The following is a 14,190-nucleotide window of genomic DNA, read 5'->3' as shown; positions in this document are numbered from 1 at the left end:
TTCTACTGGAATCTTAATGGGCCGCAGTCATTGCTCGCGGCGGAGTAAAGAGGTGTTTTGAACATGCCGTCTCGACGAGTTCGATTATTTCGTTTTCGCCGGGCGAGCGGCCTCTGGCATACGCATTTGTGATTTCCGAAACTATCAGCAATTTCGATTTTTCGAGTAGCGTTTGCTCGCGAAAAGACAGCTTCTTTTGGTGACTTAAGAATGTGAGCGTTTTCATCACTTCGGCTGCCTGAAAAATATCTCCCGAACGCAGCTTTTCACTAAATTCGCGCGAACGCGTTTTCCAATCGCAGCAGACCGGTTCAAAGTCCTCGGCCAGCATATCGATGAGCTTCCGGCATTGCGACGAACTGATCAGCGGCCGCAACCCCACATTGTCTGCGCTTTCCTCGGGAACGAAAATGGTGGAGTTATCATTCAACACGCGAAGACTAAAACCGTTGATCGAGCGCGTTCCTACAGTCTGCTGCCTGAATCCTTCCACAAGGCAGACGCCTTGATTTGGATACGATACTTTCTGACCGATCGTTAGCTGCATTGCCGCTTCTCTCCCAAAAATGAGATAGGACGCGCTGCGTTTCAAATCATGAAAGAGGCATTTGTCGCCCGCGCTTGCGTTGTCAAGAGATGGGAAAAGTATAGCACGTATAGTGCAGCGTTAAAAGCAACTCAAAATGGCTCTGATTTGATTTAGTGCGATGCGCGTGGAAGCTCGATGCGAAAAGTCGTTCCTGTGCCGAGAACCGAGTCTACAAAAACTTCGCCGCCGTGAAGACGGGCTAAGTGCTTGACGATCGCAAGCCCGAGGCCTGTGCCTCCGATATCACGCGAACGAGCGCGGTCAGCTCGGTAAAACCGCTCAAAGATACGTTCCGAATGTTCCGGCAGCAAGCCTTCACCGGTATCTGAAACAGAAATGAATGTGTGCCGGTCATCTGCTTCAAATCCAACGCTAACCTTGCCGCCCTGACGGTTAAACTTGATCGCATTATCGACAAGATTGGTGATCATTTGTTCAAGTCGTACGAAGTCAGCGGAAACGAATGATCCAACGGGAACTTCGTTTTTCAGGTCTACATCTCGGTCCTTTGCTTTTGCCGATAACGCAGTAAGCACATCCTGAACGGCTGAATGTAAGTTGACCTCGCGCACATCGATAGTGACGTTGCCCGATTCGATCAGTGAAAGCTCTAGAATATCCGCGATCAGGCTGTGCATCCGTTCGGCATTGCGCCGAATGATGCCGAGAAAGCGTTCATTGTTCTCTTTGTCCTCGAGTCCGCCGTTTTCCAGTGTTTCAACAAAAGCGAGTATTGATGTGAGAGGCGTGCGCAGTTCGTGTGAGATATTCGAAAGAAATTCCTGGCGTACAGTTTCAAGCCGGTCGATCTGTGTTGTTTCGTAGAAAAAACCGATTCCAAAATCGACTCCGTCAAACTCGATCGGGGCAATATGAACATCAAATTTTCGATTGCCTGCGCGACTAAGCTCGAGACGTACATCTGAAGAAATATGTTCCACGGCGGCTTTCTGAAAGGCTTCACACACACCGCGATCGCTAAAAACTTCGCTCAAATGTTCGTTCTCGAGATCGAGGCCGTCCCGGCCAAATGCAACCGCTGCCGGAACGTTACACTTGGTGATCCGCATATTTTTGCCGACAACAATGACGCCTTCGCGCGTGGTGTCCAGGATCTTTTGCAAGGCCTGAGCCGATGACGGTGTTTCAGCTATTTTGAGGCTCGTCGCTCTCATAAAAATTTCACAAGAGATCAAGCGCGGGGAAAGGTTCTGCGTTGATCTTGCCTAATCTTATCTCAGTGCCGCTATTTGCAGCCGACAAAACGATAGCCGACGCCGACTACCGTTTCAATGCAGTGGGCGCAGGCGTCCAGTTTTTGCCGCAATCGGCGAATGTGTACATCGAGAGTTCGCGTGTCGCCAAAATAACTGTATCCCCAAACATTGTCGAGAAGCTGCTGCCGCGAAGCAACGCGGCCCGCAGCTTGAATCAGGTATTCGAGCAAGGCAAATTCCTTTCGAGTTAGTATTACGGTCCTGTCGGCACACGTCACGCGCATATCGGCAAAATCAACAGCCAACAAGCCATCTTCGTATTTTGAAGCACTTTCCGTTTCTGATCGACGCAGTACGGCACGTACGCGTGCGATAACCTCTTTTACAGAGAAAGGCTTGACGATATAATCATCCGCTCCTGCCTCAAGGCCCAATATCTTGTCGCCCTCAGCCGCCCGCGCCGTGAGCATTATTATCGGTGTTTTTTCGGTCAGTGTTTCGCGGCGCAAGCGGCGGCACAAGTCCATTCCGCCGATGCCGGGCAACATCAGATCAAGCAGGATCAACGAAGGCGGGTTTTTTTCATCAAGTGCAAGACGGAGGCCCTTTTCACCGGATTCAGCTATAACCGTGCGAAAGCCTTCGCGCTTCAGATTATAGTGCAAGCCCTCGGCTATATCCCCATCATCCTCGACGATCAGAATTGTTTGCTGCATATCGATTAGTAAAATTGTAATTAATTCTTAATAGATCTGCGACTACTCTAACCGTTGGGATTGAATTGGGTGTTAACAGAATGTTACAAGGGTGTTAAATCTCTAGGCCGAAAAATGCACTTTAATTTTCCGCAGCCGTCAGCGACATCGTTCCAACTGTCGATATTTAGGTCGATCACAGCAAGAGCGGCAGTCGGCATCGGTTCCAGATCGCCGGTGAGAAAACGAATAAAACCCTCGATGCCGGGATTATGGCCGACAAGCATAGCTGTCTCTCTAGAGTTGTCGATTTCAGAAACCACTTGAAGCAATGCTTGCGGATGTGCGTCATAGATACGTTCGTCAAATTTAAGGTCGGACAAAAAACCGGCGGCGTCTTTTACAAGCTGCGCCGTACACTTTGCCCTGACAGCCGGTGAACTTATGATCATCGACGGTTCAAAACCTTTCTCACGCATGAATCTTCCCATAAACGGCGCCGTTCGCTCCCCCCGATCATTCAAGGGCCTGTCAAAATCGGCGATGCTGGCATCATTCCAAGAGGATTTCGCGTGGCGCATTAGAAAAAGAGTTTTCATCAATGGACACAATTTTACGCTCACCGCAGACAAAACTCCAAAATCTATTGCGTAGGGAACATAAAATTACTATACTTAAAAGATTGTGTTGTACCTTGATCCGGTTTCAGTAAGAAAGCGAAGCAGAAGGCGCCTGTTGGCGGCTCTCTTCTTGGTAGTCTTTCTTGCCGAAGTTGGCTCTCACGGTTTCATCTGCTCAAGCCACTCATCTACTGACGAACAGGCGGTCACTTCTCAAGAAGGCGGACATGACGACCCTTGTAAATCGCTTGCTCTATGCGGTGACAGCCAGCGTAAGGATCGGCAAATGCCAAACCTCAGTCACGATGCCGTGCAACACAATGCGTTGTTTGACGGGAAAGATGGCTTTTTTGCGCAAACGCTCTTTCAAAAAGATCCGCCTATACCATTTAAGACGGCACACTGCCTTTTCCGGTCTATAAGTCCACCTTTTCACCCTCCAGAACTCTCGTAACTGAACAAAACTCCGTGCGGAACTGATTGTCATACGTGACATCTGTGTCTGTATTTTTGTCGCACTTAGGTGCGCGTTTTGTCATGCTCCGGCATTAGTGCTGAGAGAATTTGGAGGTTGATGTAATGAATACAATTTTTGTTTTTTCCGTAGGGATCCTTTTGGGAAGCGCTGTTTGTTTTTCTCAAAGCACCGACAAGAATAGCGGCTCTATGCGGCTTACCGGCGGCTTTTGGGATAAAACCGGTGCGGTGGTTTCGTGGGCATGCGCAATTCACTGTCTGGCGATGCCGTTTCTAATTTCTTTTTTGCCTCTTATCGGTCTTTCATTCTTGGCTGATGAAGGATTTGGATTCGTATTTTTAGGACTTTCCGTTTTGGTAGCGGCCGTTAGCCTTTTGCCGGGCTATTTCAAACAACACGGCAAGATACGAACACTGCTTTTATTTATTAACGGGATCGGCCTGTTGTTTTTCGCGGATATTCTCTTTCCGGAAAATATCATCGGTGAAACGGTCTTTGTTTTGTTTGGGGCAGGCTTGATAACCGCTTCGCATATTCTCAACAGGCGCCTGTGTCGAGAATGTGAACAATGCGATGAAACCGATCCAAAGTCGGCAAATCATCCTACATTTTCGAACAACCTTTTGCTCCAAGATGCTGTGATTACAGATCCAAGCACAATTAATTCTCTCTCAGCCCGCATTAAAACCACTATGAATAATCTATTGAAACCATTACTTATTGTTATTTTCTGCGCAGTCACTTCATTAGCCCAGTCCAACGGCACCATCCGTGGTGGTGTAACAAGTCAGGTAAATAACGCCCCGCTTGCCAATGTCACGGTTCAAATAACGCAGCTCGGCCGTTCCGTCGAGACCAATGAGAATGGTGTCTATGAATTTGCTAACGTTATGCCGGGCAGGTACACGCTCGTAACCCATACCGACGGTTTTTCCGATCAGGCACAGAGCGTCGTCGTCGCCAGCGGAGCGACGTCAAACATCGATTTTGCACTAAGCCTGACTGCCCTGCGCGAGGAAGTTACTGTAACGGCCACCGGCAGCGAGGAGTCGGTATTTGAGTCATTTCAGTCGGTCAATGCCGTGGGAGCCACCCGTATAAGGGAGCAAGCGAGCACATCTATAGGTGAAGTCCTCGAGCGTGAATCAGGGGTCGGAAAACGGGCATTTGGTCCTGGAGCAGCTCGACCTGTTATTCGCGGCTTTGACGGCGACCGCGTGTTGGTAGTCCAAGACGGCATCCGCACCGGTTCGCTTGCATCGCAATCGGGCGATCACGGTGAACCGATAGATTCGCTCAACCTTGAGCGTATCGAGATTCTAAAAGGCCCGGCGACGCTGCTTTACGGCTCGAACGCCATTGGCGGCGTGATAAATGCGGTCAGCTCTGACGAGAATCAAGCACACGAAGGTTTTCGCGGGAACTTCACCGGCCTCGGTGCGACCAACAACAAACAGGGCGGCGCTTCGGGCGGTGTCGAATATGGTTTCGGCAAGTCCCTGTTCAACGCTAACGCCAATTACATCCGTGAGGGCGATTACAAAACGCCCTTTGGTGAGATACCGAACTCGGCGGCTCGTTCATTCGGCGGCCACGGGAGCTTTGGACACTACGCAGACAAATGGTTTATGGCGGGTTCCTTCAATCTCGACCGCCGTCGGTACGGAATTCCTTACGCGCCTCTTTTTGAAGAAGGTGTACTGCTGACCGATGATGACGGCAATCCGTGCGAGCCGGGTAAAAAAGCTTTAAGAGGCAAGGGCGGTGAATGCCAGTACGATATCTTTGCGATCCGCGACCGCTTTAGCAGGCAGTTGCCAGAAGTGCCGGACGAGGCCATCGACATTAAGATGAGGAGTAATAATTTCCGCGTTCGAGGTGGTTTTCGCGATGTTGGCGGTGCTATTCCCCAGGGCAATTTCAGTATCAACTATACTCGCTACCGCCACGACGAGATAGAGACGGCAGACGCCGTTGACACCGTCGCTACATCTTTTACAAACAACACGTTTTCATACCGTGGTGTTTTTCAACAAGCAAAGTCCGGTCCGCTGAGCGGCCAGTTTGGATTTGAGGGCTATGCCAGAGATTACCTGACGGTAGGAGCCGAACAGCTTATAGACGGCAAGGTCAAACAGAATAACTTTGCGTTCTTTGGTTTGGAAGAACTCAGCTTCGGGCGTGTAGCGCTGCAATTTGGCGGGCGAGTTGAATCAAACCGCTTTCGGCCCGCCAACACCACGCTTTACATCGAACGCGATTTCACAGGGTTTTCAGGTGCGGCGGCAGCCCGCATCGGCCTGTGGGAAGGCGGTTCTTTCGTTGCTAATTTTACGAGCGCTTATCGGTCACCTTCCATCGAGGAGCTTTACAATGAGGGCGCTCATATAGGCACCGTGACGTTCGAGATCGGCGATCAAAATCTTGTCCGCGAGCGCTCGAACGGTATCGAACTGAGCCTGCGTCATCGAGCAAAACGGGTGCGGTTTAGCGGCAGTTTTTTCTATTACAAGATCGACAATTTTGTCTTTATCGCGCCGCAGGACGAAGACGGTAACGGCAATGTAGATGTCGAAGACAACCTGCCGATCGGTGCTTACCGACAGAACGACGCAAGGTTCATGGGCGCCGACTTTACGTTTGATGCTGACATCAAAAAGTGGCTTGGGACTTTTTTCATTGCTGACGCTGTGAACGCCGAGCTGCGTGGCACCAGCAGCACTCCGCTGCCGCGAATCACACCGGCACGCATCCGAGCCGGGCTCGATCTCAGATACAAGGGTTTATCAGTGAGGCCTGAGGGCGTTTTTGTTGGAGCCAGAAAGATAGACGATGTGTTCATACTTGAAACGCCGACCGCCGGTTACGGCCTCTTCAACGTAAACGCATCTTACACCGTCGCCAGTGACCGAATGGCTCACATCTTCTCACTCGGCACGTCCAACCTTGGCAACCGGCTCTATCGCAACCACCTGTCATTCATCAAGGACCTCGCTCCGGAGCCTGGCCGAGGCTTGCGGTTGAGTTATACGATGAGATTTTTTTGACGGCGTAGAAGTTCGGTCAATTCGAATGATACCGACAGTGGTTTGTGAAAAAACAACGGCCCAAGGTGGTTGATCACATTGGGCCGTAGTGTTTGTAGAAAATATTCTCAGAGGATCAAACGCCCATGAGAGTCTTTATTCCATCGATCACAGCGTGCAATAAACAGCCGCAGCCGCCGATAGTTGTGTCATCTCCAACCGCTAAGTTGGGTCCGGCAATCACTATCGCTGCTAACGAGAGTGTCAAAGACGCACCAAGGATTAGTGTTGAAATTCGCTTTTTCATTTATTTTAGCCTCCAATTTTTATCCCTTAGGTGCGTTCGAGGGCTGATCGGGTCGTCACCGGCACCGTTTCGGTAACAAAGCCTACGGTACCGAGCATCATATATGTTTTTCCTGAACCTGGCAAGGTGATTTTGTGATGCTTGTTCTGTGTCCATATCTTAAGTTCGGAGCCAAAGGTTAGACTTCTGGAATTGTCCAGACCGAGGCTCCGAAAAGGCTGCGTTGATCGGGCGCAGCCTTCTTCAGTTAATTTGTCGGTTTTTTGTACCTGGCTTTGACGACAGTTTTGATGTTGCCGCGGACGTGAAAATCGCCTTCGATCTTGACCTTGAGCGGGTCGCAGGCTGCGACAAAATCTTCGAGGATTATGTTGATAACGTGCTCGTGAAAGACCTTTACCTCACGAAATGAATTGATGTAGAGTTTGAGGCTTTTTAGTTCGATGCAGAGTTGGTTTGGGACGTAGCTAAGGCGAATTACGGCAAAATCCGGGAAGTCGGAAAATGGGCAGATGGCTGTGAATTCCGGCATTTCGAATTCGATCCAGATCTTCTTGCCTGGAAACTCGTAGGCAAAGGTGTCGAGCGGTGTTAGGCCCATCTCGCCGCGCGGTGTCGGACAGATCTCGAGTTGCTGATTGTTTGCGGGTTGTGGTGACTGTTTATCTGACATATCTGTGTTTTCGCGAGCCCAATTTACGCACTGCGGCAAGATCATTTACGCCGCGATCACTCAATTTTGCGAGCAGATTTACAAAAATGTGGGCGGTCGCATAGGCGTCTGCGCTGGCTCGATGGTGATTGGTAAGATCTATAGAATAATGCTCGGCGACGGTCTTGAGTTTGTGATTTACGATGTCCGGCAGCAGTTTTCGCGACAGCAGCACTGTGCATAGACATGGATTTGCCATCCTGTAACCGCCAAAAACACGGCCGATCTCAGAATTTAGAAATCGCATATCAAAACCCGAATTATGCGCCACAAGTATCGAATCGCCGATAAAAAGCAAAAGATCATGAGCAATGTCGGCAAATTTTGGTGCTTCGCGGACCATTTCGTCGGTTATGCCTGTGAGGTTCGTGATGAAGACAGGTATCGGCATTTCAGGATTTACGAGCGTCTGAAAACTCTCCGTCACTTCGCCGTTTCGGACGCGATAAGCACCAACCTCGGTGATCCTGCACGGCGGTGCTTTGGCGCCGGTCGTCTCAAGATCAAAGACGACAAACTCGGTCTCACCCAATTCACGATTCTCAAATCCGTCATCCGCAAGCTCAACCGTGTCAATATTTAGTGTCAGTCGCGGGTCACGTTCGATAAGGTCGGCGACGAGCAATCTCGCAAGACGCGGCTCGGGCTTTCTGATCTTCATTACAAAATCAACGACACTTACCGCCGACGCTTTGCCGCCGAAGGAACGCAGCAGCGCGATGGTCTCGTTTATTAGCAATGACTCGGAAATTAAGTTAGGATACGGTGTCATCAGGAAGAGTTTAGCAGAAGAGTTACTAGAGTTTATAGAGTTCGTTGAGTTTTTTGAAGAAATATAGTTAGGATGGAGATATTAGACCAATTTAAGGAAACCAATGCCTTGCTCGAGGGGCATTTTGTGTTGTCGAGCGGCTTGCACAGCCCTAAGTATCTGCAATGCGCTTTGGCACTACAACATCCGTCAGATGCCGCCGCGTTTGGTGAAATGATAGCCGGAAATTTTACCGGCGATGCTATCGACACAGTCGCGTCGCCCGCGATCGGCGGGCTTGTGATCGGATTTGCAACTGCTCAGGCCCTCGGCGTTCGATTCATCTGGACAGAAAGAGAAAATGGCGTAATGACGCTTAGGCGCGGCTTTTCTGTTAAAGAAGGTGAGCGAATTTTAGTTGTCGAAGACGTGATAACAACCGGCGGATCGACACGCGAATGCATTGAAGCTTTGGAAAAGCACGGAGCAACCGTAATGGCCGCAGCATCTATAATTGATCGTTCAAACGGCTCGGCGGATGTCGGAGTTCCGCGTGTCTCGCTCGTTAGTCTCGATGTGCCAAGTTACACGCCCGAAGACTGTCCGCTCTGTGCAGCCGGCACCGAGGCCGTAAAACCAGGAAGCCGCATGTAATGAATGCTGACGTTCAGAAATATTGGAACGAATTTCTTATACTAAATCCGGCGATCCTGAAGGACACGCCTTTTCAGGCCTGGTTTTTTGGCAACACAGCGGAAATGGCTTTGGAACTTGCGCAGCTCGTCATCGAAAGTAAAAAATTTGCGACCGCGAGTCTAGTCGCGGTCAATGACCTCAAACCCGAAGAAGCGCCGATACCCGATGGCTACAGCGTCGTCACTGATTTTCACGGCGTTCCATTGTGTGTGATCCAAACCGTTGAGATAAAGCATTTGCCGTTTGAAGAGGTTGACGCCCAGTTTGCCGCAGATGAAGGCGAAGGCGACCAGTCGTTGGAATATTGGAGAGACGTGCATTGGCGTTATTTCACACGCGAAGCCGCCGAGCTTAGCATCGATTTTAATAAACGGTCGCTTGTATGCTGTGAGCGTTTTCTACTTTTGTATCCCAATCCAAAATGAATCATAAACTTCTTATTCAGTACGACGGAACGGATTTTCACGGCTGGCAAGTGCAGGAAAATGACCGCACCATTCAGGGCGAGCTTGAACGCGTGATCGGTATGCTTGCGGACACCGAGGTTGCTGTCGTTGGTTCTGGACGGACGGACGCAGGGGTTCACGCTGAAGGACAGGTGGCAAACGTTCGCCTTGATGGAAGCAAATTTACACCTGAAAAGCTCAAACACGCGATCAACGGCAATATGTGGCGCGATATTCGGATACTAAAGGCCGAAAAAGCGCCGGACGAGTTTCACGCTCGGTTTTCGGCAAAAAGAAAAACATATATTTATCGAGTAATAAACGCGCCGGTGATCTCACCGTTCTGGCGGCGCTATGCACATCACGAATCGCGGCCGCTCGATGTTCCCCGTATGAATGAAACGGCTAGGCTGTTTCTCGGCGAACACGACTGGACAGCATTTGCCTCGGCAAAATCGGATGGCGAAAGCCGTGTGCGCAATATACTCGATTTTACGGTCGAATCAAGTTGGGATGATCGGGCGCAGGGTTTAATGATCGAGTTTCGGATCAGTGCGAGCGGCTTTTTGAGGTACATGGTTCGCTCGATCGTCGGTACGATGATCGAGGTCGGGCGTGGCGAAAAGGATTCTGATACAATTCAGACGGCAATTGTCACAGGCGACCGCAGTCTGGCAGGCAAAACCGCCTCGGCACAAGGTCTGACGCTGTATCGCGTTGAATACGACTAACTTGAAAATGTTCATTTATCATATAGTTTTGCCAGAGATTTGGGCCGCTTTTGAGGGCGATCTTTATAAAGCGCCGAGCCTTGAAACAGAAGGTTTCATACATTGCAGTTTTGCCGAGCAGCTTGATGGCGTGATCGAAAGATATTACGGTGACAAGGATCAGTTGGTGATACTTGAGATCGATCCGGAACGTTTGATGTCGCGGATGATCAAAGAACCATCGACAAATAGCGAGGTCTATCCGCATATTTACGGTCCGATAAATCGAGACGCGATCGTCTCAGTGACAGAAAGAAATTAACCACAGATGAACGCAGATAGACACAGATAATGGGTTTTTCTATTCGAGTTAATCTGTGGTTTCAGTTTTATGTACGAGAATTTTGCCGGTATCGTTAAGCCCGATTCTGCCGAAGCCAAGTTATTGGCTGCGATCGACAAAGCGCGTTTGCCGCAACACATCGCTGTCATAATGGACGGGAATGGGCGTTGGGCAAAGCAACGTGGAAAGCCTCGCATTTTCGGGCACCGTGCCGGATCGGAATCGGTAAGGGCGATCATTGATACCTGTCGCAGACTCGAAATAAAGGCAGTCACTCTCTACGCCTTTTCGACCGAAAACTGGAAGCGGCCCCGCACAGAGATAACAGGCCTGATGCAGATGCTCAAGCGTTTTATCCGAAGCGAATTGAAAGAGGTTAACGCTAATAATATTCGCTTTCAGGCTATGGGCGACATTTTAGGCCTTCCCGACGATGTGCAAAGAGAGATTGCGACAGCAACTGAAACGACGGCGAAAAACTCCGGCATGGTTATGAACGTCGCTCTCAATTACGGAGCGCGGGCCGAGATCGTCCGTGCAGCGCGGCTTGCATTTGCCGACATCGAACGCCGTAACGACGTGATAGACCATTTGACCGAGGACGACATCAATCGCAATCTCTATACGCACGGTTTGCCGGAGGTTGATCTGTTGATCCGAACTAGCGGCGAATTTCGAATTTCAAATTTTCTATTGTGGCAACTCGCCTATAGTGAGATATACGTCACGCCAACCTTTTTTCCGGACTTTCGGCGTCCTGAGGTTTTTGAGGCGATCATTGATTACCAAAAACGTGAGCGCCGCTTCGGTGATGTAAAGCCCAAATAGCTAAAATGAAGACTCGAATTTTAACAGCCGCCATTGCCCTGCCGATCATTATCGCATCGATCGTTTTGCCGTCTTATATACCGGAGACTGTCTGGCTTTTTGTTGGCATCGCAGCGTTCGCAATTGCGGCGGGGCTTTTTGAATTTTATTCGTTTACAAAAAAGCTTGAGCTAAAGGCGGATGCATCGATAGGTTATCTAGGTTCGGTTGCTTTGTTTATGGGCTTTGCTGTCGATGCACCGGCAAAGGCTCCTGATCTGCTGATCATAATGTTGGCCTTGTTCGTTATGCTGGCCCTGATCACGCAGATGTTTCGGTTTCAGAAGGATTTTTCAAAGATGCTAACGGGCATCGGTGTAACGGTGCTCGGTGTTTTATATATAGCGTTTCTCGGTGGTTTTCTCGTCGCGATGCGTGTGGGTTTTGAAAATTTTCCAAATTTATCGACACACCTTTTAGGCTACTTTTTTCTTGTCTTGTTCGGATCTGATATCGGTGCATATTTTGCGGGCAGTGCATTTGGCAAACATAAACTTGCTCCAACGATCTCTCCGGGTAAGACCGTCGAAGGCCTCATCGGCGGCCTTTTGCTGGCGGCTGGCTGTGCGGCAATTGCTTCGCTCTCCTTCTTTCAGGAACTGCCTCTTCAATGGTCGATACCGCTTGCAATAGTGCTTGCTGCCGCTGGTGTACTAGGCGATCTTGCTGAAAGCGCCATGAAACGCGGCTCAAAAACAAAGGACGCGGCAAGCATTCTGCCGGGCCACGGCGGATTCCTTGATCGGCTTGATAGTTTGCTTTTCGGAGCGCCAATCCTGTATTATTTTGCTCGGTTCTATTTTTAAGGTTTTATGTACGCCTTTATTCGGTTTAATGACAATAATTGACTGGCGAGTACGTTAATTCTTAGCGTGCCGCCTTTCGTTGTCATAAATCGAAAGGCGTTTTTATTTTTATGCTCGATGTTTTAGGAAATTTAGAGAGATCTCACACTTGCGGCGAGTTGCGTGAAACACAGGTTGGTACGCAAGTCGTGCTGATGGGTTGGGTTGCGAAAAAGCGTGATTTTGGTGTCTTTACTTTCATCGATCTGCGTGACCGCGACGGTGTAACGCAGGTTGTAGTGAGCGCCGAGACCGCCGCCGAGGCTCATGCTAAGGCAAAGAACCTGCGCGGCGAATTCGTGATCGCCGTGAAAGGCGAGGTCGTCCGGCGTGACGAAGGTGCTAAGAACGCTAAGCTGCCGACTGGCGAGATCGAGGTGAAAGTCAGCGAAATTCTCATTCTGAACGATGCCAATGTTCTTCCATTTCAACTCGAGGTGGCTGGCAGTGAGAATCTCGCCGCTGAGGACACTCGTTTGAAATACCGCTATCTTGACCTCAGAAGGCCACAGTTGCAGCACAATATTCGCACTCGTGCTAAGGCAGTTGCGTCGATACGCGAGTATTTTGACGAACGCGGCTTTATCGAGATCGAAACACCTATATTGCTCAAATCAACGCCGGAGGGCGCGAGAGATTTTATTGTTCCGTCGCGTATTCACTCTGGTAAGTTCTTTGCGTTGCCACAATCACCTCAGATACTCAAACAACTGACGATGATCTCGGGTTTTGACAAGTATTATCAGATCGCTCGTTGTTTTCGCGACGAAGACCTCAGGGCCGACCGCCAACCGGAATTTACGCAGCTCGATATGGAGATGTCGTTTGCAAACCAGGAAATGGCATATCGCGAAATACAGGGCATGTTCAACCATGTCTTTAAGCTGATCGATGTCGAATTGCCCGCCGAGTGGCCGCGAATGACGCACGCCGAGGCAATGCAGCGATACGGCAGCGACAAGCCTGATCTGCGTTTTGAGATGGAGTTGGTCGACCTGAGTGAAGAGCTTAGAGATACGGATTTTGCACCGTTTGCAGACACGCTTAAGGCGAATGGCCAGATCAAGTGCATTGTCGTCAAAGGCAAGGCAGATTACTCGCGAAAACAGCTCGACGAGCTGCAGGAATTCGTGAAACGTTACGGAGCAAGCGCACTTGCTTGGATCAAAGTTTGTGACGAAACCACCTCATCGCTACTCAAGATCATGGGAGCTCCAAAGATCGGTGAGTTGGTTGCTGCTGCGGGAGCACACAAAGACGATTTGGTGCTGATCGTAGCCGGGAAAAGATCTGTCGTCGCTGCATCTCTTGGCGCATTGCGAAATGAGATCGCCCGTAACGAAAATCTTATTGATCGCAGCGCGTACAAACCGCTGATCGTCACAGAGTTTCCAATGTTTGAGCACGATGAAGAAAATGATGCTTATATTGCTGCACATCATCCCTTCACGTCGCCGATGGACGAAGATCTCGAAATGTTTAAGACGGCGGTCAACGACCCCTCACAGCATCATTTGCTTGGACAGGTTAGGGCAAAGGCATACGACGCCGTCATAAACGGTTATGAATGTGCGGGCGGTTCGATCCGAATTCACCAGAAAGAAATACAGGCTTTGAATTTCAAGGCCCTTGGGTTATCACCGGAAAAGGCACGCGAGCGATTTGGTTTTTTCCTTGACGCATTGGAATATGGCACGCCGCCGCATGGAGGTTTCGCAGCCGGTATCGAGCGAACGTGCATGATACTATGCGGTACCGAGAATATTCGCGACGTAATGGCATTTCCAAAAACCGCATCTGCACAAGACCTGATGATGGATTCACCTGGTGAGGTTGATGTTTCACAGTTAAAAGAATTAGGGATCGAGGTTACCGATTGACCAAAAGG

15 protein-coding genes are annotated in these 14,190 nt (G+C 49.8%); 8 read left to right on the top strand and 7 right to left on the bottom strand.

Going from position 1 to position 14,190, the window contains the following annotated elements; translation table 11 throughout:
* Positions 1 to 13: 13 nt before the first annotated feature.
* From IPL32_08185 to IPL32_08170, 4 genes are all read right to left on the bottom strand, one after another.
* Positions 14 to 547 (bottom strand): hypothetical protein, encoded by a 534-nt coding sequence (locus IPL32_08185; protein ID MBK8465794.1) that lies wholly within the window; start codon positions 545 to 547, stop codon positions 14 to 16.
* Between the two features lie 152 nt (positions 548 to 699).
* The gene (locus tag IPL32_08180; GenBank protein MBK8465793.1) at positions 700 to 1,764 is read right to left on the bottom strand and encodes a hypothetical protein; all 1,065 of its coding nucleotides are present in this window, start codon (positions 1,762 to 1,764) and stop codon (positions 700 to 702) included.
* Between the two features lie 71 nt (positions 1,765 to 1,835).
* Positions 1,836 to 2,522 (bottom strand): response regulator transcription factor, encoded by a 687-nt coding sequence (locus tag IPL32_08175; protein MBK8465792.1) that lies wholly within the window; start codon positions 2,520 to 2,522, stop codon positions 1,836 to 1,838.
* Between the two features lie 83 nt (positions 2,523 to 2,605).
* Positions 2,606 to 3,100, bottom strand: a complete 495-nt coding sequence (locus IPL32_08170; protein ID MBK8465791.1) for a histidine phosphatase family protein — start codon at positions 3,098 to 3,100, stop codon at positions 2,606 to 2,608.
* 600 nt (positions 3,101 to 3,700) lie between these two features.
* Here IPL32_08170 and IPL32_08165 point away from each other — a divergent pair.
* Positions 3,701 to 6,646 (top strand): TonB-dependent receptor, encoded by a 2,946-nt coding sequence (locus IPL32_08165; protein ID MBK8465790.1) that lies wholly within the window; start codon positions 3,701 to 3,703, stop codon positions 6,644 to 6,646.
* 115 nt (positions 6,647 to 6,761) lie between these two features.
* Here the strand turns inward: IPL32_08165 and IPL32_08160 are convergent, their stop codons facing one another.
* The 3 genes from IPL32_08160 to IPL32_08150 form a co-directional block, all read right to left on the bottom strand.
* Positions 6,762 to 6,932 (bottom strand): hypothetical protein, encoded by a 171-nt coding sequence (locus IPL32_08160; GenBank protein MBK8465789.1) that lies wholly within the window; start codon positions 6,930 to 6,932, stop codon positions 6,762 to 6,764.
* Between the two features lie 247 nt (positions 6,933 to 7,179).
* Positions 7,180 to 7,605, bottom strand: a complete 426-nt coding sequence (queF, locus tag IPL32_08155; GenBank protein ID MBK8465788.1) for an NADPH-dependent 7-cyano-7-deazaguanine reductase QueF — start codon at positions 7,603 to 7,605, stop codon at positions 7,180 to 7,182.
* Positions 7,595 to 8,416, bottom strand: a complete 822-nt coding sequence (locus IPL32_08150) for a hypothetical protein (protein ID MBK8465787.1) — start codon at positions 8,414 to 8,416, stop codon at positions 7,595 to 7,597. The genes queF and IPL32_08150 overlap by 11 nt, the downstream gene beginning before the upstream one ends.
* A gap of 72 nt (positions 8,417 to 8,488) precedes the next feature.
* Between IPL32_08150 and IPL32_08145 the strand changes: the two genes are divergently transcribed.
* From IPL32_08145 to aspS, 7 genes are all read left to right on the top strand, one after another.
* Positions 8,489 to 9,049, top strand: coding sequence for an orotate phosphoribosyltransferase (locus IPL32_08145; protein MBK8465786.1), 561 nt, complete (start codon positions 8,489 to 8,491; stop codon positions 9,047 to 9,049).
* Positions 9,049 to 9,516 (top strand): ASCH domain-containing protein, encoded by a 468-nt coding sequence (locus tag IPL32_08140; GenBank protein MBK8465785.1) that lies wholly within the window; start codon positions 9,049 to 9,051, stop codon positions 9,514 to 9,516. The genes IPL32_08145 and IPL32_08140 overlap by 1 nt, the downstream gene beginning before the upstream one ends.
* Entirely contained in the window at positions 9,513 to 10,268 is a 756-nt protein-coding gene (gene truA / locus IPL32_08135; GenBank protein ID MBK8465784.1) for a tRNA pseudouridine(38-40) synthase TruA, read from the top strand. Before IPL32_08140 ends, truA begins: the two co-directional genes overlap by 4 nt.
* Positions 10,269 to 10,275: 7 nt before the next feature.
* A complete protein-coding gene (locus IPL32_08130; GenBank protein MBK8465783.1) occupies positions 10,276 to 10,569 on the top strand; it encodes a DUF952 domain-containing protein in 294 nt (97 codons plus the stop codon).
* 69 nt (positions 10,570 to 10,638) lie between these two features.
* Complete coding sequence (locus tag IPL32_08125) at positions 10,639 to 11,418, top strand: isoprenyl transferase (protein ID MBK8465782.1); 780 nt, start codon at positions 10,639 to 10,641, stop codon at positions 11,416 to 11,418.
* Positions 11,419 to 11,423: 5 nt separating this feature from the next.
* Positions 11,424 to 12,263, top strand: coding sequence for a phosphatidate cytidylyltransferase (locus IPL32_08120; protein MBK8465781.1), 840 nt, complete (start codon positions 11,424 to 11,426; stop codon positions 12,261 to 12,263).
* A 110-nt stretch (positions 12,264 to 12,373) separates the two neighbouring features.
* A complete protein-coding gene (aspS, locus tag IPL32_08115) occupies positions 12,374 to 14,182 on the top strand; it encodes an aspartate--tRNA ligase (protein MBK8465780.1) in 1,809 nt (602 codons plus the stop codon).
* Positions 14,183 to 14,190 lie beyond the last annotated feature (8 nt).

Origin of the sequence: Chloracidobacterium sp., assembly GCA_016711345.1 — a bacterium.
Classification (GTDB): Bacteria; Acidobacteriota; Blastocatellia; order Pyrinomonadales; family Pyrinomonadaceae; genus OLB17.
This window is presented reverse-complemented; position numbering and strand designations above follow the sequence as displayed.

What these genes read in the sequence shown, in the direction of transcription:
- IPL32_08185 (MBK8465794.1), bottom strand. Translation starts at nt 547, where the DNA reads ATGCAGCTAACGATCGGTCAGAAAGTATCGTATCCAAATCAAGGCGTC.
- IPL32_08180 (MBK8465793.1), bottom strand. Translation starts at nt 1,764, where the DNA reads ATGAGAGCGACGAGCCTCAAAATAGCTGAAACACCGTCATCGGCTCAG.
- IPL32_08175 (MBK8465792.1), bottom strand. Translation starts at nt 2,522, where the DNA reads ATGCAGCAAACAATTCTGATCGTCGAGGATGATGGGGATATAGCCGAG.
- IPL32_08170 (MBK8465791.1), bottom strand. Translation starts at nt 3,100, where the DNA reads ATGAAAACTCTTTTTCTAATGCGCCACGCGAAATCCTCTTGGAATGAT.
- IPL32_08165 (MBK8465790.1), top strand. Translation starts at nt 3,701, where the DNA reads ATGAATACAATTTTTGTTTTTTCCGTAGGGATCCTTTTGGGAAGCGCT.
- IPL32_08160 (MBK8465789.1), bottom strand. Translation starts at nt 6,932, where the DNA reads ATGAAAAAGCGAATTTCAACACTAATCCTTGGTGCGTCTTTGACACTC.
- queF (MBK8465788.1), bottom strand. Translation starts at nt 7,605, where the DNA reads ATGTCAGATAAACAGTCACCACAACCCGCAAACAATCAGCAACTCGAG.
- IPL32_08150 (MBK8465787.1), bottom strand. Translation starts at nt 8,416, where the DNA reads ATGACACCGTATCCTAACTTAATTTCCGAGTCATTGCTAATAAACGAG.
- IPL32_08145 (MBK8465786.1), top strand. Translation starts at nt 8,489, where the DNA reads ATGGAGATATTAGACCAATTTAAGGAAACCAATGCCTTGCTCGAGGGG.
- IPL32_08140 (MBK8465785.1), top strand. Translation starts at nt 9,049, where the DNA reads ATGAATGCTGACGTTCAGAAATATTGGAACGAATTTCTTATACTAAAT.
- truA (MBK8465784.1), top strand. Translation starts at nt 9,513, where the DNA reads ATGAATCATAAACTTCTTATTCAGTACGACGGAACGGATTTTCACGGC.
- IPL32_08130 (MBK8465783.1), top strand. Translation starts at nt 10,276, where the DNA reads ATGTTCATTTATCATATAGTTTTGCCAGAGATTTGGGCCGCTTTTGAG.
- IPL32_08125 (MBK8465782.1), top strand. Translation starts at nt 10,639, where the DNA reads ATGTACGAGAATTTTGCCGGTATCGTTAAGCCCGATTCTGCCGAAGCC.
- IPL32_08120 (MBK8465781.1), top strand. Translation starts at nt 11,424, where the DNA reads ATGAAGACTCGAATTTTAACAGCCGCCATTGCCCTGCCGATCATTATC.
- aspS (MBK8465780.1), top strand. Translation starts at nt 12,374, where the DNA reads ATGCTCGATGTTTTAGGAAATTTAGAGAGATCTCACACTTGCGGCGAG.